At 56.4% G+C, this 23,906-nt stretch carries 23 protein-coding genes; 15 read left to right on the top strand and 8 right to left on the bottom strand.

The window, feature by feature from the left end:
• Positions 1-8 precede the first annotated feature (8 nt).
• A complete protein-coding gene (cobO, locus tag IEU99_RS01645; protein ID WP_128889626.1) occupies positions 9-629 on the top strand; it encodes a cob(I)yrinic acid a,c-diamide adenosyltransferase in 621 nt (206 codons plus the stop codon).
• Entirely contained in the window at positions 623-1,993 is a 1,371-nt protein-coding gene (locus IEU99_RS01640; protein WP_128889627.1) for a cobyrinic acid a,c-diamide synthase CobB, read from the top strand. The genes cobO and IEU99_RS01640 overlap by 7 nt, the downstream gene beginning before the upstream one ends.
• Here IEU99_RS01640 and IEU99_RS01635 read toward each other — a convergent pair.
• Positions 1,990-3,297, bottom strand: coding sequence for a protein adenylyltransferase SelO family protein (locus IEU99_RS01635; RefSeq protein ID WP_128889628.1), 1,308 nt, complete (start codon positions 3,295-3,297; stop codon positions 1,990-1,992). The two genes, IEU99_RS01640 and IEU99_RS01635, sit on opposite strands and share 4 nt — an antisense overlap.
• Before the next feature lie 38 nt (positions 3,298-3,335).
• On the opposite strand from IEU99_RS01635, the gene cobA reads away from it, so the two are divergent.
• Positions 3,336-4,079 (top strand): uroporphyrinogen-III C-methyltransferase, encoded by a 744-nt coding sequence (gene cobA, locus IEU99_RS01630; protein ID WP_128889629.1) that lies wholly within the window; start codon positions 3,336-3,338, stop codon positions 4,077-4,079.
• Positions 4,080-4,428: 349 nt separating this feature from the next.
• On the opposite strand, the gene IEU99_RS01625 is transcribed toward cobA, so the two are convergent.
• Both IEU99_RS01625 and yaaA read right to left on the bottom strand, forming a co-directional pair.
• Positions 4,429-5,493, bottom strand: a complete 1,065-nt coding sequence (locus IEU99_RS01625; protein ID WP_128889630.1) for a hypothetical protein — start codon at positions 5,491-5,493, stop codon at positions 4,429-4,431.
• A gap of 2 nt (positions 5,494-5,495) precedes the next feature.
• Positions 5,496-6,239 (bottom strand): peroxide stress protein YaaA, encoded by a 744-nt coding sequence (gene yaaA / locus IEU99_RS01620; RefSeq protein ID WP_128889631.1) that lies wholly within the window; start codon positions 6,237-6,239, stop codon positions 5,496-5,498.
• A 104-nt stretch (positions 6,240-6,343) separates the two neighbouring features.
• Here yaaA and IEU99_RS01615 point away from each other — a divergent pair, with 104 nt between their 5' ends.
• The 3 genes from IEU99_RS01615 (at position 6,344) to ulaA (ending at position 10,644) form a co-directional block, all read left to right on the top strand.
• The gene (locus IEU99_RS01615) at positions 6,344-8,098 is read left to right on the top strand and encodes a proline--tRNA ligase (RefSeq protein ID WP_128889632.1); all 1,755 of its coding nucleotides are present in this window, start codon (positions 6,344-6,346) and stop codon (positions 8,096-8,098) included.
• A 117-nt stretch (positions 8,099-8,215) separates the two neighbouring features.
• Complete coding sequence (locus tag IEU99_RS01610; RefSeq protein ID WP_128889633.1) at positions 8,216-9,052, top strand: PTS sugar transporter subunit IIA; 837 nt, start codon at positions 8,216-8,218, stop codon at positions 9,050-9,052.
• A gap of 2 nt (positions 9,053-9,054) precedes the next feature.
• A complete protein-coding gene (ulaA, locus tag IEU99_RS01605; protein ID WP_128889634.1) occupies positions 9,055-10,644 on the top strand; it encodes a PTS ascorbate transporter subunit IIC in 1,590 nt (529 codons plus the stop codon).
• Positions 10,645-10,696: 52 nt separating this feature from the next.
• Here the strand turns inward: ulaA and IEU99_RS01600 are convergent, their stop codons facing one another.
• Positions 10,697-11,299, bottom strand: coding sequence for a TetR/AcrR family transcriptional regulator (locus tag IEU99_RS01600; protein ID WP_128889635.1), 603 nt, complete (start codon positions 11,297-11,299; stop codon positions 10,697-10,699).
• Between the two features lie 61 nt (positions 11,300-11,360).
• On the opposite strand from IEU99_RS01600, the gene IEU99_RS01595 reads away from it, so the two are divergent.
• The 3 genes from IEU99_RS01595 to IEU99_RS01585 all read left to right on the top strand — a co-directional run bounded on the left by IEU99_RS01595 (position 11,361) and on the right by IEU99_RS01585 (position 14,208).
• On the top strand, positions 11,361-12,599 hold the full coding sequence (locus IEU99_RS01595; protein ID WP_128889636.1) for an NADH:flavin oxidoreductase/NADH oxidase family protein: 1,239 nt from the start codon (positions 11,361-11,363) through the stop codon (positions 12,597-12,599).
• Between the two features lie 29 nt (positions 12,600-12,628).
• Positions 12,629-13,342 (top strand): type 1 glutamine amidotransferase domain-containing protein, encoded by a 714-nt coding sequence (locus IEU99_RS01590; RefSeq protein ID WP_128889637.1) that lies wholly within the window; start codon positions 12,629-12,631, stop codon positions 13,340-13,342.
• A 143-nt stretch (positions 13,343-13,485) separates the two neighbouring features.
• Positions 13,486-14,208, top strand: coding sequence for a GntR family transcriptional regulator (locus IEU99_RS01585; RefSeq protein WP_128889638.1), 723 nt, complete (start codon positions 13,486-13,488; stop codon positions 14,206-14,208).
• Here the strand turns inward: IEU99_RS01585 and IEU99_RS01580 are convergent.
• Positions 14,205-14,885, bottom strand: coding sequence for an HAD family hydrolase (locus IEU99_RS01580; RefSeq protein ID WP_128889639.1), 681 nt, complete (start codon positions 14,883-14,885; stop codon positions 14,205-14,207). The two genes, IEU99_RS01585 and IEU99_RS01580, sit on opposite strands and share 4 nt — an antisense overlap.
• 247 nt (positions 14,886-15,132) lie before the next feature.
• On the opposite strand from IEU99_RS01580, the gene IEU99_RS01575 reads away from it, so the two are divergent.
• The 5 genes from IEU99_RS01575 (at position 15,133) to IEU99_RS01555 (ending at position 20,034) form a co-directional block, all read left to right on the top strand.
• A complete protein-coding gene (locus IEU99_RS01575) occupies positions 15,133-16,242 on the top strand; it encodes an ABC transporter substrate-binding protein (RefSeq protein ID WP_128889640.1) in 1,110 nt (369 codons plus the stop codon).
• Between the two features lie 68 nt (positions 16,243-16,310).
• Positions 16,311-17,171, top strand: coding sequence for an ABC transporter permease (locus tag IEU99_RS01570; RefSeq protein ID WP_128889641.1), 861 nt, complete (start codon positions 16,311-16,313; stop codon positions 17,169-17,171).
• A complete protein-coding gene (locus IEU99_RS01565) occupies positions 17,156-17,995 on the top strand; it encodes an ABC transporter permease (protein ID WP_128889642.1) in 840 nt (279 codons plus the stop codon). Before IEU99_RS01570 ends, IEU99_RS01565 begins: the two co-directional genes overlap by 16 nt.
• Positions 17,996-18,042: 47 nt before the next feature.
• Positions 18,043-19,173 carry an ABC transporter ATP-binding protein gene (locus IEU99_RS01560; protein WP_128889643.1) on the top strand — a complete coding sequence of 377 codons (1,131 nt, stop codon included), beginning with the start codon at positions 18,043-18,045 and terminating at the stop codon, positions 19,171-19,173.
• Complete coding sequence (locus IEU99_RS01555; protein WP_128889644.1) at positions 19,174-20,034, top strand: alkaline phosphatase family protein; 861 nt, start codon at positions 19,174-19,176, stop codon at positions 20,032-20,034.
• A gap of 38 nt (positions 20,035-20,072) precedes the next feature.
• On the opposite strand, the gene IEU99_RS01550 is transcribed toward IEU99_RS01555, so the two are convergent.
• Complete coding sequence (locus IEU99_RS01550) at positions 20,073-20,714, bottom strand: SA1002 family membrane protein (RefSeq protein WP_128889645.1); 642 nt, start codon at positions 20,712-20,714, stop codon at positions 20,073-20,075.
• Between the two features lie 329 nt (positions 20,715-21,043).
• Here IEU99_RS01550 and IEU99_RS01545 point away from each other — a divergent pair, with 329 nt between their 5' ends.
• Complete coding sequence (locus IEU99_RS01545; RefSeq protein ID WP_128889646.1) at positions 21,044-21,931, top strand: 3-hydroxyacyl-CoA dehydrogenase; 888 nt, start codon at positions 21,044-21,046, stop codon at positions 21,929-21,931.
• 74 nt (positions 21,932-22,005) lie between these two features.
• Here the strand turns inward: IEU99_RS01545 and IEU99_RS01540 are convergent, their stop codons facing one another.
• Together IEU99_RS01540 and IEU99_RS01535 are read right to left on the bottom strand one after the other, a co-directional pair.
• Complete coding sequence (locus IEU99_RS01540) at positions 22,006-22,896, bottom strand: CAP domain-containing protein (protein WP_128889647.1); 891 nt, start codon at positions 22,894-22,896, stop codon at positions 22,006-22,008.
• A gap of 234 nt (positions 22,897-23,130) precedes the next feature.
• Positions 23,131-23,841, bottom strand: a complete 711-nt coding sequence (locus tag IEU99_RS01535) for a DoxX family protein (protein ID WP_188358269.1) — start codon at positions 23,839-23,841, stop codon at positions 23,131-23,133.
• Positions 23,842-23,906: the final 65 nt, after the last annotated feature.

The following is a 23,906-nucleotide window of genomic DNA, read 5'->3' as shown; positions in this document are numbered from 1 at the left end:
CAACACTTATGGCACAAGGCAAACTTGATCCAGCAAATATCCCCGACGACGGCCTGACTACCCGCCAGCGTCGCAACCTGCCCATCACAGCGGTGCACACCGGCACCGGCAAGGGCAAGTCCACCGCCGCCTTCGGTATGGCCATGCGCGCCTGGAACCAGGGCCTGAACGTCGGCGTGTTCCAATTCGTTAAATCCGCCAAGTGGCGTGTGGGTGAGGAAAGCGTATTCAAGCGCCTAGGTGAACTCCACGAGCAAACCGGTGAAGGTGGAGCTGTGGAGTGGCACAAAATGGGCGAGGGGTGGTCTTGGTCGAAAAAGCAGGGCTCTGAAGAAGATCATGCCCGCGATGCCGCAGAAGGCTGGGAGGAAATCAAGCGCCGCCTTGGCAACGAGGCTCACGATATCTACGTGCTGGACGAATTTACCTACCCAATCAAGTGGGGCTGGATCGATGTTGATGACGTGGTAGCAACGCTCCAACACCGCCCTGGCAAGCAGCATGTGGTGATCACCGGGCGCGACGCGGATCCGAAGCTGATCGAGGTTGCCGATCTTGTTACCGAGATGACCAAGATTAAGCACCCCTTTGATGCCGGACGCAAAGGCCAAAAGGGCATCGAATGGTAGATGCGGCTCCTGGTGTAGTGATCGCTGCAACCAGTTCCGGCTCTGGTAAAACCACCATTGCTACTGGGCTGATTGCCGCTTTGGCTCAACGCATGCGCGTCGCCCCCTTTAAAGTCGGCCCCGACTATATTGACCCTGGCTATCACGGCATGGCCGCTGGCCGTCGTGGGCGAAACCTCGATACCGTGATGTGCGGTCGCGAGCTGGTCCAAGGGCTGTATACCCATGGTGCTTCAGGGCTTGATATTGCGGTCGTAGAAGGCGTGATGGGGCTTTTCGACGGCCGTATCACCGCCCACAGCAACCAGACCTCGGCTCTTGCCGAAGGTTCAACCGCAGAGGTGGCAGCCCTCCTCGGGCTGCCGGTGGTGTTGGTGGTGGATGTGCGTGGCACAAGCCAATCGGTTGGGGCCATCGTCCGTGGCTTTGCCACGGCGGAAGATTCGGTGCGCATCGCCGGGGTGATCCTGAACAAGGTGGGTACCCCGCGCCACGCTGAGGTATGCCGTCAAGCAGTAGAAGCCCAAGGTGTGCCAGTGCTCGGAGCGATCCCGCGCGTGGATCACGCAGAGGTGCCTTCGCGCCACTTGGGGCTCGTGACATCCGGGGAGCTGGCTCAAGCACGCGAGGCAATTGACGCCATGGCGCACATGGTGGAGGAATACGTCGATATCGATGCCGTGGTGGCACTTGCCCGGGCACCCAAGCCAGTGGCTGCATGGAATCCCGGCATTGAGCCGGTGGCTGCCAAACCTACTATCGCCATGACCGGCGGGCCTGCGTTTTCTTTTACCTACGCTGAGCATGTAGAGGTCTTACGTGCCGCAGGAGCACAGGTAGTCGATTTTGATCCGCTGCACGAGGATCTCCCTGCCTGCGATGGGTTGATTATCCCTGGGGGTTTCCCGGAGGAACACTGCGCAGCGCTGGCCTCCCGCGAGCCCTTGCGCACTCAAGTGCGAGAAGCCATCGAACAGGGCATGCCGGTGCACGCCGAATGTGCAGGGCTGCTTTGGCTGCTCGACACCTTGGGTGATCACCCGATGCTCGGGGTGATCCCTACCTCGGCGGCGATGGGGCGCAGGCTCACGCTGGGGTATCGCGAGGCCGTCGCCCTTGCAGATTCCCTGTTGTATCGCGCAGGTGAGCGAGTCGTGGGCCACGAGTTCCATCACACGCAATTGGAATCTCAACGCGTTCAAGATTTCGCCCCGGCCTGGGGCTGGAAGCTATGGGATGGCAAACCCGCACAAGAAGGATTCGTGCGCGAGAACATCCACGCCTCCTACCTTCATGTGCACCCGGCTGCTACGCCGCAGGCCGTGCACAGGTTCGTGCAGGCTGCTGCACATTTTCGTGCCTAGGTGCCACAGTAGGTGACATAAGGCGCGGGATTCTCTGGTGCCTTGGCCACCGGCGCATTGAAGGGGTCGCGAGCATAACCTAAGTGTTCACGGACAACGTCCCAGTCCTGCCTTAACGCGGCCTGAATCACCTGCTCCACAATGTGGTTGCGGGGAATCCAATTGGGCATATGCTGTCGCATCATGTCCCGATCCGGATCCAGCGCCTGCCAGCGCTGGATCCAAGGCTGCAGCCACTGGTCTGCGCTTTCGGGATTGTTACGCAGCTTGAGCATGAGGCTGTGATAGTCGGGATTGTGGTGTTGAAGTAACACCAGGAGATCGTCGAGAAGCTCCTCTGCCTCAGGTGATGGCTCCAGCCCAAGTACTAAAGCCATCTCCTTAATCCAGGCGTTGCGGTAGAGCTGCGGAAATTGCTGGACCAACTCGTTGAGGGCATCGACTTCGAGGATGCCCACGAAGCATTCGGCAAGCCGCACCATATTCCAGGCGGCGATATGCGGCTGGTTGCCAAAGCTATAACGACCTTGCTGGTCAATGGAAGAAAACACCGCGTTGCCATCAAACCGGTCGATGAAGGCGCACGGCCCATAGTCGAGGGTTTCACCGGTGATGGAGCAGTTGTCGGTGTTCATCACCCCGTGAACAAACCCGATGCGCATCCACTGAGCCACCAGCGTCGCCTGCAATTGCATCACGCGAAGCAACAAGGCCTCGGCGAGTGCTGCATCAGTGTCCGCCTGCACACCCAAGACCTGTGCGCTATAGCGCAGTACCTCAAGGACGTGCTCCCGGCCGCGAATGGCAGCTAATTGGAAGGTGCCTACGCGCAGGTGCGAATCCGCCACGCGCAGCAACACCGCGCCGGGCTGGAGTGTTTGTCGCGCGATGGTTTCCCCGGTGGTGATCACGGCCAAACCGCGGGTGGTGGGGATGCCCACTGCGTGCATGAATTCGCTCATGAGGTATTCGCGAAGCACAGGTCCAAGCTGTGCCTTGCCATCACCACGCCGTGAATAGGGGGTAGGCCCAGAACCTTTGACGTGCACCTCTTTGGTGCCGTCGGGCGTAGCGATATCGCCTAATAGCACCGCGCGGCCATCGCCGAGCATCGGAACAAATTGGCCGAACTGGTGGCCTGCATACGCCTGCGCGTGTCCTTCTTGTTTGAGGAGTTGCCACAGGGCGGCGTCGTCAAGCTGAAAATCCGGGTTGAGCAGCTTGATTTGGGCATCTGGCCATGCCTCAACGCGCCAGGGGCTAACAAAATTGGGCAGGGCTGTGGCGAAGGAATGCGAGAGCATGGATGCAAGCCTAAGCCAGCGCGTTAGAATTACAACCCATGAATGAACGTTTGCAGCCAATTCACCCTGTCACACTGATCGGTGGCGGCCCCGGCGCCTGGGACCTCATCACCGTGCGCGGCATGCATAGGCTGCAAGAAGCCGAGGTCATCCTCGCCGATCACCTAGGGCCTACCGCCGAACTTTCCAAGCTTGTCGACGTCTCCACGAAACACATCATCGACGTATCCAAGCTGCCCTACGGCAAGCAAGTAGCCCAGGAACGCATCAACGAAATGCTGATCGAGCACGCCCTGGCAGGCAAGAAAGTCGCCAGGCTCAAAGGTGGCGACCCGTATATTTTCGGCCGCGGCTTTGAGGAGCTACAAGCGTGCACCGAAGCCGGCGTGCCCTGCGAAGTAGTGCCAGGTGTGACCAGCGCAGTGTCGGTACCAGCGCTTGCCGGAGTGCCAGTGACGCAGCGAGGCGTGGTGCATAACTTCACCGTCATTTCCGGGCACCTGCCCCCAGGACACGAAAAGGGTCTTAATGATTGGGAGGCGCTGGCGCGCACCGGCGGCACCCTGAGTGTGATCATGGGCGTGAAAAATGCACCGAAGATCGCCGATGCCCTCATGCAAGCAGGACGCGATGCCGAGACACCGGCAGTGGTAATCCAAGAAGGCTCCACCGAAGCCGAGCGCGTGGTGCGCTGCACGCTGGGGACGCTGGGAGAGACGATGCGTGAGCATGAGATCAAGCCGCCAGCCGTGTATGTGATTGGAGAGGTTGCGGGGCTATAAGTAGGGCTTCGAATTGGGAAGCCTTGGGCGGAATCTGCCGACTCAAAATTCGATAGCCGTCAGCAACCAATAATTCCCCTCCCGACTTCTTTAATGCACACTTTCCTTGACTCTTCCGGGCTGAAAGTCACTTGCCCCACTGGCATTACAGCTTGTTACGGCAGCAGATTTCCTGGTCTGAATAAGTACGCCCCGCTGATACGCGTGCCGGCTTAGGGGACAGATGCATACCATTACGCTGACTAGATCACTGAGCTTCATTTCCGGCCTAAGTCATCAGCTCGGTGGGAGTATCAGCGCTTGCGGTATGGCTGCTATTCGGGCACACAGGTACCCGGAGAAAATCCCGTCAGTTGCGATTTGTTCGCTGATCATCCTTGGTATCGCGATAAATCCGCGAAGCGTAACCAGGGGAGACATTCACCAAAGTACCGATTTCCCTAAAGGACTTCCCGGAATCTCGAAGCTTTACAATTTTTCTAGCTCTAGCCTTACGTGCTCGAGCGAATGCGGCATTCCTTTTTAATCGTGCGTTATCCAAGAACAAGCTGAGCGAATGATCCCACAACTCTTCGGTCCGCTCCCAAAACGGAAAATCAGGTGCAAGTTCCGACCGCTGTAGAAATTCTTCTGCAACCTCGTCGGGCCATTCGTAGCACGATTGAAGCATCCAATCGCGTGTCTCAGGTTCAAGAGCAAGCCAGATTGGATAAAGCGTCGCGTTAACAACGGCGTTAGGAAAGAGTCTATCGAGACGGCTCAATGTAGGAAGGCAAATATGCCCATTAACAAAGTACTTGGTGGTCGGCATGTCGAAAAGGGGATCCCAACCGCCATCCCACTCGTTTAAACAGCAGTCCGGTTCGAGCTTGTCACGGTCTAGTTGATTTTTGGAAACGAGATTTCGCAGCCCTTCGAAGTTCTCGCCGCTATAAGCTCCACATGAGGAGTTTTCGCAAGAAACGTAACTCCGGTAGCGGCTGATTTCAGCCAGCGTTTCGACGTTGACCCCGAAATGATGTTGGATGAACTTTAATTTAGTGTGGTACAACCTGCTGATTCTCGAGTTAAGGAACCCAATTTTCGAATCACCAATATAAACTGCAACAGCACTGGGGTCATGTGGGTTGCCTGGTTCGGGAATGAGTGAAACCAGAATTCTGGTTTCTGTGCCATTCTTGGTGAAAGTTACCTGCTCGAAAACGACGTCCTGGAAGTACTGGATTCCCGCGATCCCGAACCACCAACATGGTGCTTTAGATATTGATTTAAATGAATCGTTCCCCTTGTTGAGATCCTCTGGGGCCGGCTTTAAAATTGACGGCGGAAAAGTTAATTTCCAATCTTCAAATTTCGTTGCTGCTTTTGCGTAGTCCTTTTCCCAAGCACGTTGTTCGATTTTCCGTTTATCCATCGCTAGCCTTCCACCACCATGGTGAGCTCCAGTGGTTTCTTTTCGTTTTCTTCGATCACAAAGCCGGCATCCCGCGCCGCGGCGGCGACCTCGGAAGCATTTTGAGGCTGCGCATCAGACAATGCCAGCTCCCTAGCTACAAGCCCTTTGTAGTGCTTATTAAAGTGGCTGACCACCTTGCGCGAGCCATCGGCTTGTACGGATTCCACACGCACGGTCACCGCGCCGGGCACGCGACCGAGCTGCTGGTAGATGCCTGAACGTAAATCCAAGATCAGCTCCTCAGATTCCTGCAGCGCCTCAGTGATTGCTTTGCCCCAGCGCTTTTTCATAGTGGGTAGCTCCCCATCTGAGGTAGGCAACTTCGTGCCCCCGGAGAGGCGGTACTTGGGGATCATGTCCTGAGCACCCACCACGCCGAAGAGCGCAGAACCAATGGCGAGGCGTTCCCACGATTTCGTGGGTAGGGAAGGAGCATCGAGGGCGTCGAAAAGCACCCCGGTGTAGCGCAGGATTGCGGGCATGGTTGGGGCAGTCATCAGTGCGCGATTGGCCTCAGCCTCGGGGCGAAGTTTTTCTGAAATGCCCAAGACTTCCAAGGCTTGATCAACGGGAAGTGCCACGAGGTCGCGTGCGATTGCGCGGCGGGTTTCATTCAGGCTTGGCAAGGAAAGCGACTCGAAATCCAAAGGTGCGCCTTCGCCACCGGAGGCCTTGGTTTCTGAGGGAGGAAGGACAATGAGCATGCCACCACAATAGTTGCCTGGTGCAGGGGTGCTGCGAGCGAGGCGCCTTCGAAGAGGTCGAGCCAAGCAGACCAGTACCTTGGCGTCGGGTAGAATCCCCAACCATGATTACACGCCTTTCCAACCTGTTTTTGCGCACGCTGCGCGAGGATCCCGCAGACGCTGAAGTTCTAAGCCACAAGCTGCTGGTTCGTGCCGGCTACATCCGCCGTGTGGCCCCGGGCGTGTACACCTTGCTGCCCCTTGGCCTGCGCACTGTGCGCAACATTGAACAAGTTGTGCGCGAGGAAATGGATCGCTTTGGCGCCCAGGAATTGCTCTTTCCTGCGCTGCTGCCAAAGGAGCCTTATGAGCAGACCAATCGTTGGACTGAATACGGCGATTCGCTGTTCCGCCTCAAAGACCGCAAGCAGGCTGATTATCTCCTAGGGCCTACCCACGAGGAGATGTTCACCACCGCGGTCAAAGACATGTACTCCTCGTACAAGGATTTCCCCGTCACCTTGTACCAGATTCAGACCAAGTACCGCGATGAGGAGCGCCCCCGCGCCGGCATTCTTCGCGGCCGCGAGTTCGTGATGAAGGATTCCTACTCCTTCGACATGAGCGACGAGGGCCTTGAGCAGTCGTACCAAAACCACCGGAAGGCCTATCAAGCAATTTTTGATCGCCTTGGTGTGGATTACGCCATTTGCTTTGCGACGTCCGGCGCCATGGGTGGTTCCGCCTCCGAGGAATTCTTGGCCATTTCGCCTGCAGGCGAAGACACCTTCGTGCGCGCCACCGAGGGTGATTACGCCGCAAATGTGGAAGCCGTGGTGACCCAGCCAGGTGTCGAACGTGATCCCGCCGAAGCCCCTGAGGCAGTAGAGCACGACACGCCGCAGTCTGAAACCATCGCTGCCTTGGTGCAGTGGGCCCACGATGCCGGGGTGCAGGTAGAAGGCCGCGCGGTCGAGGCATCTGACACGCTGAAGTGCATCGTGGTGAAGATCAAGCAGCCTGGTGCTAAGGAATGGGAGCTCGCTGGTGTGCTGCTGCCCGGTGATAGGGAAGTGGACATGAAGCGCCTGGAGGCATCGCTTGAACCCGCTGAGGTTGAGCTTGCCTCCGAGGAAGATTTTGCCAAGAACGACTTCCTGGTCAAGGGCTATGTTGGCCCGCGCGCGTTGATTGCCAATGACGTGAAGGTCTATGCAGATCCTCGCGTGGTGCGCGGTACCTCTTGGATTACTGGTGCCGATGCCCCGCAGCGTCACGTCGTTGGGCTGACCGTTGGCCGTGACTTCGACATCGACGAATACATCGAGGCAGCTGAAATTAAAGAGGGCGACCCGGCTCCAGAAGGCCAGGGCGTGCTTACCCTCGAACGCGGCATTGAGATCGGCCACATCTTCCAGCTCGGCCGCAAATACACCGAGGCCTTTGACGTGCAGATCTTGGATGAAAACGGCAAGCGTTCCATCCCCACCATGGGCTCCTACGGCATCGGTATTACCCGCCTGCTAGGTGTTCTTGCAGAGCAGCGTGCCGATGATAAGGGCTTGAACTGGCCTGTAGAAGTAGCGCCTTATAAGGTGCACGTGGTGGTTGCCAACAAAGACCAGGAGGCAGCCGAGGCCGCCGAGCAGCTCGTGGCTGATCTCGATGCAGCCGGCATCGATGTGCTTTTCGACGATCGCCCCAAGGTCAGCCCTGGTGTGAAATTCAAAGACGCCGAACTGCTTGGTATGCCCTACGTTGTGGTGCTTGGTCGCGCGTTCAAGGACGGCAAGGTTGAGTTGCGTCGCGCGGGCCAGGAGGCTGAGGAACTCGAGGCGGAAAGCCTGGCTGAATCAATCATCAAACTGGTGAAGTAAGCAAAAAGTGGCGCTGAGCGCCACTTTTTCTTTGTCTTAGGTTTGCTAAGCAAATCTCACAACGGCAAAAGACTTTTCCCCATTTACAGGTTGGCTCTTCAGCCTATTGTTGGGGATATGAGCAAGCTAATCGATCTCATCCCCCAAGGGGCGACGCTGGTTGGCGTGGAGCCAAAGGACTGGCCTGCAGCGATTAGGGCAGCAGCGCAACCTCTAATTCACAATGGCTGCATTGAGCCTGCCTACGTCGATGCCATGATCGGCGTCGTTGAAGAACATGGCCCCTATATCGTGATCGCCCCAGGGTTTGCCCTTGCGCACGCCCAAGCCTCAGAACATGTGCATGCAACGAGCTTGAGCTGGTGTAATTTAGCCACTCCAATAGAATTCGGGCACAAAAACGATCCGGTGGACGTGGTAGTTGTGTTGGCCGCGCAAGACACCGGTAGCCACCGAGCGGCGCTCAAGGCATTGGCCGCGCTGCTACAAGATGCTGGGGCGATGAAGCGCATCCGAACTGCCGAATCCGGCGAGGATTTGCGTGACCTTTTGCTCAAAGCATCGGATGAAGATGCACAGCGTCTAGAAGCACGCCAATCTTCAAGCGCCGATGGGCGAAGCGGCATAAGCATCGAAGCTCCATCGGATTTGCCGGCTTCAAAGGGCAAAATTCTCACCGTGTGCGGCAACGGGTTGGGTACTTCATTGTTCTTGAAAAATACGCTGGAACAGGTATTGGCAGCATGGGGTTGGGCGAGCTTGTTCACGGTCGAGGCCACAGACACGATTTCGGCGAAAGGCAAGGCCTCAGATGCGGATTGCATTCTCACGTCTGGTGAAATCGCCCGAACGCTCGGCGATTTAGGCGTGCCCATGTGCATCATTGAAAACTTCACCAGTGAGGCGGAGATCGATGCTGCGCTGCGTGAAATCTACTGGATTGGGGAAGAGTAGTTATGGACTTCGTCAGCGCGATTCCGAATTTCATTGTGAATGAAATTCTGGCAGTTCCCGCATTTCTCATCGGCATCATCACTGCCGTTGGATTGATTGCTCTTAGGAAATCAGCAGGACAAGTCCTTGGCGGAGCCATTAAGGCGACACTTGGCTTCCTGCTCCTCGGCGCCGGTGCCGGCATTGTGGTCTCGAGCCTGGAACCACTCGGATCCATGATCACCTTTGCCACCGGAACCAAGGGCGTTATCCCCACGAATGAGGCGATCGCCGCAATTGCTCAGGAATCATATGGCAGTCAGGTTGCTTGGCTGATGATTTTAGGCTTCGCGGTTTCACTCTTGCTTGCCCGGTTTACGCCACTTCGCTACGTATTCCTCACAGGGCACCATGTGCTCTTCATGGCCACGATGCTGACGATCATTTTGGCAGCTTCTGGCTTTAACTCTGTGGTCGTGGTGTTGTTAGGGGCCGTGCTTCTTGGCATCCTCATGGTGTCTTTGCCAGCGTTGGCACACCCATATACACGCAAAATCACCGGTGATGATTCCATTGCCATCGGGCACTTTGGTACAGCCGGCTACCTTGCCGCAGGTGCAGTTGGCCAGGCCGTCGGTGGTCGTGGCAAAAAGCAGTCCCCGTCCACCGAGAAGTCGAACTTGCCCCAAGGGCTCAGCTTTTTGCGAGATTCTATGGTGTCCACCGCTTTGTCCATGGCGATCATGTATGTAGCGATCGCAGTACTTGCGCTAATCCGCGTGGGCAGCGAAGAAGCCTTTGCCGTCTTTGAAACTGAACCGGCAAATACCGGCGCCTACATCATGGCGAGCGTGAATCAAGGCTTCCAGTTTGGCATCGGTGTCGCAGTCATTTTGTTCGGCGTGCGTACCATCCTTGGCGAACTCGTTCCAGCGTTCCAAGGGATTGCGGCGAGGGTTGTTCCGGGTGCAATCCCTGCGCTCGACTGCCCAATTGTGTTCCCGTATGCACAAAACGCCGTGATCATCGGCTTCATCTCCTCATTCGTGGGAGGACTCGTGGGCTTGGCTGTGTTGAGCGCTTGGCTCAACCCCGTATTCGGACTCGCTCTCATCCTTCCGGGATTGGTGCCGCACTTTTTCACCGGTGGTGCCGCGGGTGTTTATGGCAACGCCACCGGCGGTCGCAGGGGAGCGATATTTGGTGCGTTTACGAACGGCTTGATTATCACCTTTGGCCCCGCGCTGCTCATGGGCGTGCTGGGTGAATTCGCCGACGCGGACACCACCTTTGGTGATGCCGACTTTGGATGGTTTGGCATTCTGGTTGGCAAGACGGCAAACCTCGGCGGCCTGATTGCTCTCGTGTTGCTGATCCTGATTGGCGCCATACTCCTCGCAGGCGCCATCTTCGTGCAGAAACGATTCGTGGATAGGCCTTGCGATCCTGCGCCGTGGAGGGGCAGCTATCTCAGTGGAGGAGACGCTAAGCCGGAGCTTTCATCTTCCAACTCGGAAACCGTTGGCGTGATCAAGGGCTACTCAAAGATTGCCCCGCCTCCCGGAGCGCCCATGCCGCCTCAACCTGAGGTGCTGGGTTTTAGCAAACAATAACTTCCCTGCCATCAGGTGTGCTCGCCGCTGGCCTTCCACTGCGCCTTCGTAGTCACTGTGCTGGCGTCGCCATCAGTGCCTGCCAGCAAGTGCGCACATGTTCCTGGAGCTCGTGCTCACTGTGTTCAACGGGGAGGGCCGGCCTAGGGCTAAAGATTTTGCCTTGCATGGCCAACGTGGCCATGCCGTGAACCAGTGACCATATGGCGCTTAGCAACGCTTCGTCGCATCGCTCGGGGTACCAGTGGGTAATAAGGCCTGACAGGAAACTTGTGATGTCTTTTACTGCTTTTACTCGCTCTGGTGCTGTGGGGTCGCACTGGGTTGTGAACATGAGTGAAAACAGCGGCTGATTTTCTTGAGCCCATACAACGTAGGTATGGGCCATGCGCCAGAGATCTTCTGCCCGCTCAATCGTGGTGCTGGTGTGTTGCAGCTTGAGGTGAAGCTGGCTGTAGCCATGGGCTGCGAGCGCTGATTCGAGTGCTTGCTTATCCGAGAAGTGTCGGTAGACCGCTGTGGGGCTGACGCCTTCTTCCTTGGCTAAACCTCGCAAGGAAAGGTTGGGCGAGGTTTGCAGCATTGCTAAGGCGCGTTCTAATAGCGCTGTTCTTAAATCGCCGTGGTGGTAGTTTTCCCGATTCGATGTTGACACCGTTCACATCCTAGCCTATCTTCATGTTTACACCGTAAACATTACGCTCTAAGGAGAAACAATGTCGAAGCAACTGTCGAGCGAATTTACTTTCGATTCCGGGGCTATGCTGCCTAACCGCCTAGTAAAAGCGGCGATGGAAGAATCGCTGGGTACTGCCCAGCACGTACCAGGCGAGCGAATCTTCACCTTGTACGAACGCTGGGCCAAAGGTGGTGTTGGCACGCTCATTACCGGCAATGTGATGGTCCACGATGCAGCATTGACCGGGCCTCAAGCCATCGTGTTAGACAAGAACCAACCACTGGATCCCTTTGTGCAATGGGCGCAGCGAGTGCATCGCCACGGAGCAAAGATCATCATGCAGATCAACCATCCAGGCCGGCAGGTGCTTACCAATCAACCTGGGGTGGCCTGGGCGCCAAGTCCTATCAAAGTCGAGGTTGGAAGCAAGCGGGCACAATTTGCTGAACCAACCCAAATGAGCCACGAGCAGATCGAAGAAGTCATCGAGATGTTTCGAAGCACTGCCCTCCGCGCAGCAGAAGCCGGATTTGATGGGGTAGAGGTCCACGCAGCGCACGGCTACTTGCTTTCGCAATTCCTCTCGCCACTTGCGAATATTCGCAGTGATCAGTGGGGCGGAAGCCTAGAAAACCGCGCCCGCATCCTCATCGAGATTCTCAGAAGAATTCGCGCGGAAGTGCCGAAGGACTTCCTCCTGGCAGTAAAACTGAATTCTTCCGACTTCCAACGCGGCGGCTTTAGCCTAAAGGACGCCGCCAGGGTGATTGAGATGCTAAACCAGCACGGCGTGGATTTCGTCGAACTCTCCGGAGGCTCATACGAAAGCCCAGCTATGACGGGCAATGCCGCCGATGATCGAACACGAGCCAGGGAAGCATACTTCCTCTCCATGGCTGAACAACTGGTCGCTACCTCGCCCCTTCCGCTCATGGTCACCGGTGGCATCGTGCGTCCCAGCGTGGCACAGCAGGTATTGGATTCCGGTGTAGCCTTGGTCGGTATCGGCACCGCGTTGGCAGCCGACCCCAATCTGCCAAAGCAGTGGGAGCAAGGATATGAGGCAGCACCAGCAATCCCGCATACCAAAATCAGCAATAAGGCATTGGCTTCAGCGGCATCGATGGCGTGGTTCCGCTGGCAGATGGGCCGGCTATCAAAGAACAAAGATCCGCAACTGAAGCTCGATCCACGAATCCCGTTCCTGCTCAATGGCATCGCAACACCACGTCACAATCGCACCTATGCCAAGTGGCTTGAATCCCGCAACGCATAAAGCACTGGAAAACTGCTAAGGAGACCATCATGGCTACCCAACCCACACGACGCATTTTGCAGGTCGTCACCAATGTGCCGGCATATGAATCAGACCCAACTCACCCCACGGGCCTTTGGCTTTCAGAGCTCACGCACTCTTATGACGTATTCGAAGCTGCGGGTTACTCCCAAGATATTGTCAGCCCTCAAGGAGGCTTTTCGCCTCTTGAGCCACGCTCGCTGAAATTCCCAAACTACGACGCCTCCGCCAAGGCTTGGCACAACGATCCCGGTCGGATGGAACTGCTCAAGCACACCAAAGCGCCATGCGAGGTAGATGCCAAAGATTATGACGCCATCTTTTTCACCGGTGGCCATGCCGTGATGTACGACTTCCCGGGCAGCGAGGGGCTGCAGCAACTCACGCGAGCTATCTATGAACAAGGCGGCGTTGTCGCCGCGGTATGCCACGGCTACTGTGGCCTGCTCGAAGTAGAACTCAGCGACGGCCAGCCACTCGTCCAAGGCCGCAACATCACTGGTTTCTCCTGGCGTGAGGAAGTACTGGCCGGTGTGGCGAAACTGGTGCCCTATAACGTTGAACAGCGCATGAAAGATCTCGGTGCGCACTACTCCAAAGCACTCATTCCATTTACTTCCTATACGCAGGTAGATGGCCGATTGGTTACTGGCCAAAACCCAGGATCGGCCAAGGCCACGGCAGAAAAAACCCTTGAGGTGCTTGAACGCATCGCCTCCTAGTGCCGTAAAGCGCTCGTCTTTTCCGTAATAGCGGTGGCCAGGGCTGTTGAGACAAGAAATAATGTTGTACAACGCCCTGCCGAGGATAATTCCGGGGCGCCGTCTGGCACGTCAGTGCCAAGCAAACACCAAGGAGTGAGCAGTTGGCAAAGCGATATCTGGCAGTTGCAGAAGAGCTGCGCCACCGCATTGAGGCAGGCCGCTACCAACGTGGTGGCAAACTCGAATCTGAAAGAGTGCTGCTAGAACAATTTGAGGTGTCCCGTTCGACTATCCGCAAAGCCCTCGATTTGCTCGAATCAGACGGTCTGATCAGACGGCGGCAGGGAAGAGGTGGCGGAACCTTTGTGCAGACAAAGCCGCCCCAGGTAGACCTCAACGAGATCTCGGGTTTTATGCCTCAGTTGCGTGCCAGGGGGCTGAGTGTGGACTCTGAATTGCTCAGTGCTTCGCTTGATTACGCCACCGCAACGCATGCTGAGCATCTTCAGATTCCATTGCGCAGCCCAATGTTTCGAGTTGAACGCCTACGAAGGGTCGAGGGTGTGCCCTTGTTAATTGAAGATTCGGTTTTTCCAGCAACGGCGTTTCCGGAACTCCTTGAAGAAGACCTCACGCAATCGCTCTATGAGTTGCTGGATCGACGCTTTCATCGCGCACCACGGAGCAAGCAGGAAGTCATTGTGCCGGCTATGCCAAATGCGCGTCAGCGTGAACATCTGCAATTGCTCAAAAAAGAGCTCGTGCTGAAGATCATGCGCACCGCCTTTGATGGTGATGGTGTTCCCATTGAGTATTCGGTGGACGTGCTGCGTAGCGACGTCGCGCGCATAAGGGTGGCGACGAATCATCCACCAGAGCGTTAAGGCGTGCTGGTATTCGATTGAAATTGCAAGGCTGCCTGCGCAAAGGCATCAAAGCTAGGGGCATGCAGTGCAGTAGCAGTGCCACCAATATGCATGCATTGCATGCCCGCGGCGCTGGCTGCAGCCATGCCATCGGCTGAATCCTCAAAGGCTAAAAGGCGTTCTGGCTTGATACCTAAAATCTGCGCACCTCGAAGAAAACCCTCCGGGTTGGGTTTGCCGGCGCCTGTGTCCTCGGCTGTGGTGAGCGTTGGAATAAGTGCCTGTAAACCAACAGCTTCGAGCACCGGCAAGATCATTGGCCGGATCGTGCCGGTCACAATGGCGATGGGGAACCCCTGGTCCAGCAAGGCATGGATGAGCATCACGCTGGCTTGGGTCACAGGTGGGTGGGCCAAGGCAGCTTCGCGGTAGTAGCCGGCTACTTCCTGGATAAAGGCCTCCATGTGATCTTCACCCATGCCGCGGCGTTCTAAGACTGTGCGAGCGAGATCGTATTCGCTTAAGCCGCACACTTCCAAGTATTCGCCAGGGGCTAAAGGTTTGCCCAAGGCGCTTAAGGCTTTGTTATAGCATTCCTGCAGCATCGCCTCATCATCGCTGAGGGTGCCATTGAAATCGAGCAGCCAGCCTTCAAAGGAATATGCCTGCTCAACGAGGTTTTCAGTGGGGCTCATAGGGAATTTCACCTTCGAAAATATTAGGGGTTGCGGTGTTCGCTCACCTTAGCGCCTCACATTAAAGGCTCGGAAGAGATGCTTAAAGGTATGCAAAATCATTCTCGTGCTGTTCAACTTGCTGGAACCTTCGCGCCATATGCGCCTGATTGAATCCTCGATGTCAATTGAAATGCGCCCAACTCCTCCCCAATCTGCTTGTACTGGATGAGCAGAGGGCGTCGACAAGCTAGGAAGGACCCTTGCAATGAAGGTGAAGAAAATCGCGGCCCTAGGTGCCAGTTTGCTGCTCGCAGTGCCGATGGCGGCATGTGGATCTTCGGATGAGAGCAACAACGCCGAAATCGGTAAGAATATTGAGCAAATTGCCGAGCTGGCCAAGGAAGAAGGCGATGTCAACCTCATTGCGCTTCCAGAGACGTGGGCTAACTATGGCGGGCAATTAAAGAATTTCAAAGACACCTACGGGGTGAACTACACCGTCGATTCGCCCGACGCTTCCTCTGCCGAAGAATTACAGGCGGTGAAAAACCTCAAAGGCCAGCCCAAGCAGCCTGACTCCATCGATATCGGGTATTCCTTTACCAACGCGGCGAAGCAACAAGACCTGATCGACGAATACAAGCCTTCGCACTGGGACGATATCCCCGATAACCTCAAAGACCCGGACGGCAAGTGGGTGGGGTCCTACTACGGCGTGATCACCGTGGGTGTGAACAAAAAGAACGCCGATGTGCCAAATAGCTTCAAGGATCTGCTCGATCCAAAATACAAGGGCAAAATCGCACTGCCTGGCGATCCTCGTACCGGCGCATCGTCAATTGCCACGGTCTTTGCCGCATCCCTGGCAAATGGTGGATCCCTCGATGACATCGCACCGGGTATCGACTTCTTTGCCAAGCTGGCTGAAAGCGGCAACCTCGTTCCGACCTCCGATCCGGTCAACGCATTGACCACCGGTGAAGCCTCAGTGGTATTCGACTGGAACTACAACTGGAAGGGTGCAGAAGATAAGTTGCGCGCCGACGGCGTGGATTTTGAATCCAAGGTGCTAGAAGATGGCGTCTTCGGCACGTATTACGCACAATCCGTCACCACTGACGCACCACACCCCAATGCAGCCCGCCTATGGCTGGACTGGCTCACCTCCGATGAAGGCTCCGAACAATACGCCCTCGGCGGCGCAGTACCGGCGCGATTTAATCAGTTGGTAGAAGAAGGCAAGCTCTCTGAGCAAGCCCAAGCAGCACTGCCTGATGCAGAAACCCTCAAGAAGGTGCAGCTTCCTACCCCTGAACAAGGCGACGCAGCCAATAAAGTGATCGCCTCTGAGTGGACCAATAAGGTGAAGTACTAGTGAAAAGCGCAACCGCCGAAGGCGATGCGCAAACACAAAAAGCATCGCCTGGAAAACAACACAGAACAATGAAATGGCGTGCTCAGGGAATCAACGTGGCAGGGCTTCTGGCCGCATTGCCTTTCTTCCTCTTTGTTGCAGCATTTCTTGTTCTGCCCATCATTGCGAATATTAATCGCTCACTCCAAGATGCTTCGGGAAGCTACACCCTCGATACGCTCGGCCTAGCAATGAGCGCTGAGAACAAGAAAGCCTTCGTGCTCACTATCCAGCTCTCGGTGGTAACCGCCGTCATCGGTGGCCTGATCGGGCTGATCGTGGCGTGGGCGCTAAGCAGCGCTCAAGGGCCAAGGTGGCTGCATTCGATGGTGCGTAGCTTTTCGGCCCTGGCCTCCCAGGCCGGTGGTGTGCAATTGGCATATGCCTTCGTGGCTCTTGCCGGCACCCAAGGTTTGCTCACCACGGCGATTCGTAAGATCTCGCCCAATATTGCCGATGCCTACACACTGACCTCCTTCTGGGGCGTGGCGGTGGTGTACCTCTACTTCCAAATTCCACTCATGGTGGTACTCATCCTGCCGGCGATTGGGGGCATGAAAGCGGAGTGGCCCACCGCCGCTGCATCCTTGGGCGCAACCAAATGGCAATACCTTCGCGATATCGCGTTGCCCATCCTGTGGCCGCCGATCGCCGGTGCTTTGCTCTTATTGTTTGCTAACGCCTTTTCCGCCTACGCCACGGCTTATGCACTCGCCGGCGGCTCGCTCAACCTCGTGCCAATCCTCATTGGATTCATGATCAGCGGCAATGTGCTGCTCGACCCAGGCCTCGCCGCAGCACTGGTGACCTGGATGATGCTCATCATCGTGGTCGCCATGGGTCTGCGTCTGCTTCTTGTGAAACGGAGTTCTAAATGGCTCAGCAAATAGCCACCATTCCCGCAGCCCAAGGCCGGATGGGCGACATGCTTCGCACGGCTCGCACACCGCGCCGCGCCGGGCATGCTTGGGTGCAACCCGCGGTGCTTGTAGTCGCCCTGGTGTTCTTTCTCGCCCCGTGGATCGCAGCCGCAGTGTTCGGCTTTACCCGCCCAGGAGAAGGCCTCACCTTTACCCCAGCCAGTGAAGCGCTCACCAACCCCCGCGGGATCCAGGCGATTAAAGAAACACTGCTGATCACCGCCGCCACCACCGTCATGATGTTGGCACTTCTGGTTCCCACCGTGGTGTTTGTCAACCTCAAAGCGCCCAAGCTGGCCACCGTAGTTGAGATGGTCTCGGTGATGCCGCTCGTGGTGCCGGCAGTTGCACTGGTGTCAGGCGCCTCGGAATTCTACCGAATCATCACTCCCGGATTTATCAATTCACGCTGGTCCTTGGTGCCGTTGTACGTCATCTTGGTCATGCCATTGTGCTACCGCGCCATCGACGCCGGGGTGAAAACTCTGCACCTCGACACGCTCTTTGCAGCCGCCGCCTCCCTCGGCGATAAGCAATGGAGCACTCTTGTTCGCATCGTGCTGCCGAACCTCAGGGTTGCCATATTGTCTGCATCATTGCTCTGCATCGCGATGTGTTTATCAGAATTTGCCATGGCCTCGCTGCTGCTGCATTACACCTTCCCGGTGTACATGGTTGAGATTTCCTCCACGAACCCCCGCGGTATTGCAGCACTTTCATTCATCACCACCGTGATCACCTGGTTGCTGCTTGCCAGCATCTCCCGACTTTCTCGTAGCCAGAAACAGCAATAAATCGCACCGCCATCGCCTTGCAGGCGCATAACAAGAAAGCTCGCATTATGTCTGAACCAAATATCGCACTCAAGCAGATCAATAAGCGCTTTGGGGATCGCCAAGTGCTCAATAACCTCGACTTCACCATCGGGCATGCCGAATTGGTCGCCCTTTTAGGCCCGTCTGGTTGTGGCAAATCCACTACCTTGAAAATCCTTGCCGGCTTAGAAACCCCGGATGCAGGTCGGGTAGAAGTAGGCGGCAAAGACATCACCGACCTCGCCACGAGGAAACGCAATATGGGCATTGTGTTTCAGGCGTATTCACTCTTTCCGCATATGACGGCGCTCGACAACATCGCCTATGGGTTGAAAATCCGCAAAGTGCCCGTGGCCAAGCGCCGCAAACGTGCCGAGGAATTGCTTGAGCTCGTCGGATTGGGCAGCCACGGCAATAAGTTCCCCGCTCAACTTTCAGGCGGCCAACAACAGCGCGTGGCCCTGGCTCGAGCACTGTCCCTCGAACCAGAGGTACTGCTGCTCGACGAGCCACTATCAGCCCTTGATGCACAAGTTCGAGGACAGCTCCGCGATGAAATTCGCAGGTTGCAGCTTTCCCAAGGCATCTCCACCCTCCTAGTGACCCATGACCAGGAAGAAGCCCTAGTGATGGCCGATCGCGTTGGTGTGATGAATGAGGGAAGCATCGTGCAGATCTCCACGCCGGAGGAGCTGTATCAGCAACCCCAATCGGCCTTTGTGTCACAATTCGTTGGCGTTACCAACCGCATTCCCGGGCAGATGCGTCGCGGGGGCATCGACGTTCTTGGTCGCGTGTGCAGCGTGGTCAATAGCGAAGAAATTGATACCACCAGGGGAATGGGCATGGCCTTGGTTCGCCCGGAAGACCTAGACGTGCGAAGCTCTTCTCATAGCGACCTAAAAGTGATGGGCAAGCAGCTTCGTGGCACCTTTACTGCCCTGCACGTTGCCAGCACGCGCACACCTGGAACGATCCGCATTGATATGCCGACGCGCCGGGCACAAGAAATCGCCGTCGGGGAGTTCGTCGAGGTGCAGCTATCCCGCGAAGAAGTTGTGGTCGATGCAATCAGGCCCGAGGAACTTCAAGAACTCGACACCCTAACCAGCAGCAAGAACAGCGGGCTGAGCGGCTTGAACAAGGCGGGCGTGTAGATGCGGAACCCTCAAGCCTCCACCAAGAGTGAGCACACAAGCTCGCACAAACGCCGCGTATTGCTCTTTGGCATCGACGGTGTGCGTTGGGATATCGCCGGAGAAGCGGGCGTTGCACCCCATCTCCTGCGCACGGCCGAACAAGGCCAATGGCGCAGCATGGAGATGGAAGTACCAACGATTTCTGCCCCAGGATGGGCCAGTATCCTAACTGGCACCACCCACGCTGAGCACGGGTTTAGAGACAATTCCTGCGTGGGCGGCCGCAATTGGCAACACCCGGATCTGCTGGCCCAGGCGTTTTATCGGGATCAAAGCACCCGCACATTCGCCGCTGCCGGGTGGCCGGTGTTGGTGGATCCGGCAGGCCTAGGCCCTATCATTCACCCACGGCTCGAGCAGCAATACGCGGGTGTGCACAAGCTGGTGATCCGAAACGGCGAGACGTATGGCTATCAGCTTGTCGACGCCGAAGTGGTCGACTTCAGCCTCGCCGCCATCCGCGAAGGCGCCTTTGATCTGGGCTTTTGTTATTGCTGTGATGTTGATGATGCCGGGCACGTCTACGGGCTGAAAGGCGCAGAATATCGCGAGGCCTTGGGCAGAGTCGATGCGCACCTTGGACGAGTGATGGAGGCGATCAGCGATCGTCACGAGCATTATGGCGAGCAGTGGTTACTTGTGTGCGTGACCGATCATGGCCATCGAGACGAAGGCGGCCACGGAGGCGCTAGCGCACAAGAGCGTGCCTCATGGATCACGGCCTGGGCACCAGACGGTGTACTACCGGATTGGCCTGAAGCTATTGCTCCTCATGAGGTTGCCGCTTTGATCCTCGATGCGCATTTCGGTGCAGCGTAGGGGAGCAGGCCTATCGGAAGGAGCTGCGTGCCGGCGTTTTAACGCTCGTTGTGGGCGATGGTGACTTGATCCAGGTCGGCGTGCACACCGAGGCCTTTGCGGAAGCGCAGCCGTTCCATGACCAAGGTGATCCAGGAGCAAATAAGCAGAGGCTGCACCGCGAGGTTGATGTTTTCTGGTGAGAGCACGATGTTGTAGATCTGTTGGGTGCTATCGGAGGAAACGAGCTCTTTGGCTACGTCTTTTACCCCATCGAACATGAACTGGTACACGGCCAAGTAAATGGTTGACCATTGGATGAGGTACTCATTGATCACGTAGTCATCATCCCGGTAGCGAAACACCAGGCCGTGCTTGATTAAGAACTCACGGAACAAAAAGTGCAGGATTGCCGCGACGAAGATGATCACGAAGATGAAAAACAGCATTTCGGTGCCATTGATGTGATCAAGCATTTGCTCCTGGGAGAAATCCTCAAAGGTGGTATCGGCAACAGCGACGCTCGTCAGGATGACGAACATCACCAGCAGAAGGAACACTCCGCTGGTCACAGCCATGATGATGAAGTTCGCCAGGACCTTCAGAAACGTCGTGGGACTGAGATCCTTTTGGCCTCGATACACCAGGTGATCAATCAGATAGAAGATCAAGGCGATCGTGGCGATCGCGAATAACACCATCAATGCTCAGAAGCTCACTTTTCTCGTTCGGAATACTGCAACAGCCACAGGTTTCATACTCCCCGCGCTGCCTGGATTGATTCTAGTTTGTCGCTTAGAACGCGGCGGCGATGGCCATCACCTTGGGGTTTCGTGCGCGCTTGGGCATAGCGTTGCAGCGCAAGCGGTCTGAGCTTTTCGACGTTTCGCCTCGCACGCCTAGGCTTCGGCCCATGTGCAGCGCTGGTTTGTTCAATCGTGACAGATCATCGGATGGCTGGGTAGAACTACACTGGTGCGGTGGAAAACTGCAGTTCAGCTAGTTTTTTGGCCAAATTTTTAAGGAGGAAATGGTGAAGGATTCGCTTGATTCCGTGCTCATTGCTGGTGGCGGCACCCTCGGTGCGCAGTCCGCCTTGCAATTCGCGCTGCACGGCAAGCAGGTGGCGATTTATGGTCGCAGCGAGGAGTCTATTGCCCGAGCCGAACAGCGGGTGGAGCGCTTTCGCACGCCGTACATCAACGACACAGACTTCGATGAAGAAGCAGTGGCAACGGCCATTGACAGCATCGAGTACACCACGGAGATCAGCCGCGCTGGAGACGTCGATCTTGTTTTTGAGTGCGTAGCGGAAACGACTGAGGCGAAAACGGCTATCTACAAAGCACTGCGGCCGCATCTGCGCCCCGAAACCGTCGTGGCCACCAACTCTTCCACCGTGCTTCCCAGCCAACTAGCTCCTTTGCTCGCCTTCGAAGCCCAGTTTGTGGCTATCCACTTTGCTAATGAGATTTGGAAACGACCAGCGGCAGAGATCATGGGCCACCCAGGTACCGATGCATCTGTTTTTGATCAAGCTCAAGCATTTGCAGCCCAGGTGGGGATGGTGCCGTTGCCGATTTATAAGGAACGCTCCGGCTATATCCTGAACAGCCTGCTCATTCCTTTTGTGGAATCCGCACTTGAGTTGTGGGGAGCAGGCGTTTCAGATCCAAAGACGATTGATAAGACATGGGAAATCGTCATGGATTCGCTTGGGCCTTTTAAAGTTCTCGACGTCATCGGTATGCGCACGGTCTACGCCGTGCTGAAAAGCCGTGAAGCTAAGGGTGTTCCCGGCACAGGGGAACTTGCTCAGGTAGTGATGCGTGACTATATCGAGCAGGGGCGTCTGGGTGTTGAAGCAGGCGCTGGCTTTTATGACTACGACGATCAAGGCCAAGCGATCGTCGACTAGCTTTGGGTGAAAAAAATCCCCCGCTAGCTGGACCTTGATCTGTTCAGTCCGGCTAGTGGGGGCGTGGTTAGAGATTAGGTGCGTGGTTTGAAAATCTCATCGAGTTTTTTCACTTCCACGATGGGGCGACTCGTAGTGGTCTTCTCAGTGTCCTTGGTGTCGCCTTCGGAGGTATCCGACTCGCTGGCTTCTTTCTTCTTTTCTAAGCCCGTGGGAGTCTCGTCTGCCTTTGCAGCGCGGTACAGGGTCACCGTTTGCTCACCGGCTGGAGTGTGCGCTGCACTATCGGTGTCGCCAACTGGAATTTCGCTACTCACACCCACGTAATAGGTGCCGTACTGGCTACCTTCGACGCTAACGGCGCTGAATCCATAGTGGCGCTGCTTGGGGTGCAGCAAGTTGACCAGGTGGCCATTTTGTGCATTGCGCTTACCTTTTGCCTTCTGCAGAGCTTTAAGCTCGTTTTGGCCCCAGGAGCGCAAGATTGCGGTGTTCAGAGAATCCGCACCGGCGGCGAGGGATTCAGTTGATACTGCATGGCTTTCGATGGTGGCAGTTGCCATATCGCTACCGTCGGGACGCTTATGCGAAAACACCGCCGATGCTTCGTAGCCGCGTTGGATAGCGATCCATGCGAGCTCAGAATCCATGGTCACGTCCATGTACTCAGCCTTGGAATCAATGCCTTCGGCTTCGGCTGCATCGCGAAGCGTTCCGGAATAACCTTCATAGCCAAAACCCCGGAATTGTGGGTTGAGATCCCACATCTTTGCGCGCAGCTCGCGCAGCGCCTCAAGGCCTTCGGTGCGGCCGGTGGAGGGATCGAAGCTTACTTCCTGAGCCACGAACTGCTCGGGTTCTACGTTGAGTTCCACCTTGGTCGTTGGCTCTGGCGCCGCGTATGCAACTCCGGTCGGTACCAACATCGCTGCGGTGATAATGCCTACTAGCAGCTTTTTGTGCATGAACAAGCTCTCCAAAATGTCCGAGGGGCGACAATGTGTAACAATCCTAGCCTTAGCGACGATGCGTGGCGAGTTGAACACGCTAGGGTTACCTAATTCGCGTGGAAGAACTCGATGGGAGTCGTGTTCTGATGCGGCCTCTTCTACAGCAAAACCGCCTCATGATCAGCGAAGCTTCGATCATGAGGCGGTTTGAGTGCATCTACGGGGGTTGATCCCCTAGAGCCTGATAACTTAGCGCTGCTCAGGCTTAAAGGTATTGGTGGGTTCCTGATCTGCGATCACGGTGTGGCCTTCGTTGTTGGCAACATCGTTGCGGTTCAGGGGCTGAGCTGCAGGCTCGCTCTGAGCAGGTGCGGGCTGCTGCTGGGTAGCGGCAGCGGGAGCAGCGGCGGCAGGAGCAGCGGCAGCAGGAGCGGCAGCGTTTTGGGTGTTGTTGACCGGAGCTGCGTCGGCGGGGTAGGAGACGGTACCGTCGGCGTGCTGTACGGCAAGGCCCTTCTCGCGTGCTTCCTCAACCTTCTTCTGGCGACGACGTGCCTTGAAAGGTGCAACGAAGAGGTGGTCGATGCTGAAGCGACCAGCGCCAGCGCCGGCGATCAGGAGGCCGCCTGCGGCAATCAGTGCCACAACTTCCCAGCCACCATCGGAAGCGAAGATGCCGGCGTCGCGGTGTGCGTACCAATAAGCGCCAGCCATCTGGATGGCCAGGATGGGGCCAACGAAGCGCACCAGCAGGCCGAGGATGAGCAAGGCGCCAGCGATCATTTCGAAGTAGGTAGCAAAGGTAGCTGCGAGCTCAGGGGAGGGAACGCCCATGTCGCGGAAGGCATCGGTGGTGCCGGAGATGGTCCAGTCATTGAACTTTTGCCAACCGTGGGCGAAGAGAATGACGCCCAAAAGGACGCGGCCGATCAAGAGGGAGAGATCTTTCAAAGTTGTCATGCCAACAGAGATTATCGGTAGTTACGCTTAAATGCATACTTATATTTCAATTTGTGTTGAATTTG

Origin of the sequence: Corynebacterium pelargi (assembly GCF_014635485.1) — a bacterium.
In the GTDB taxonomy this organism is placed as follows: domain Bacteria; phylum Actinomycetota; class Actinomycetes; order Mycobacteriales; family Mycobacteriaceae; genus Corynebacterium; species Corynebacterium pelargi.
Note: the sequence above shows the minus strand (reverse complement) of the source record. Positions and strands in the feature narration are given on the sequence as shown.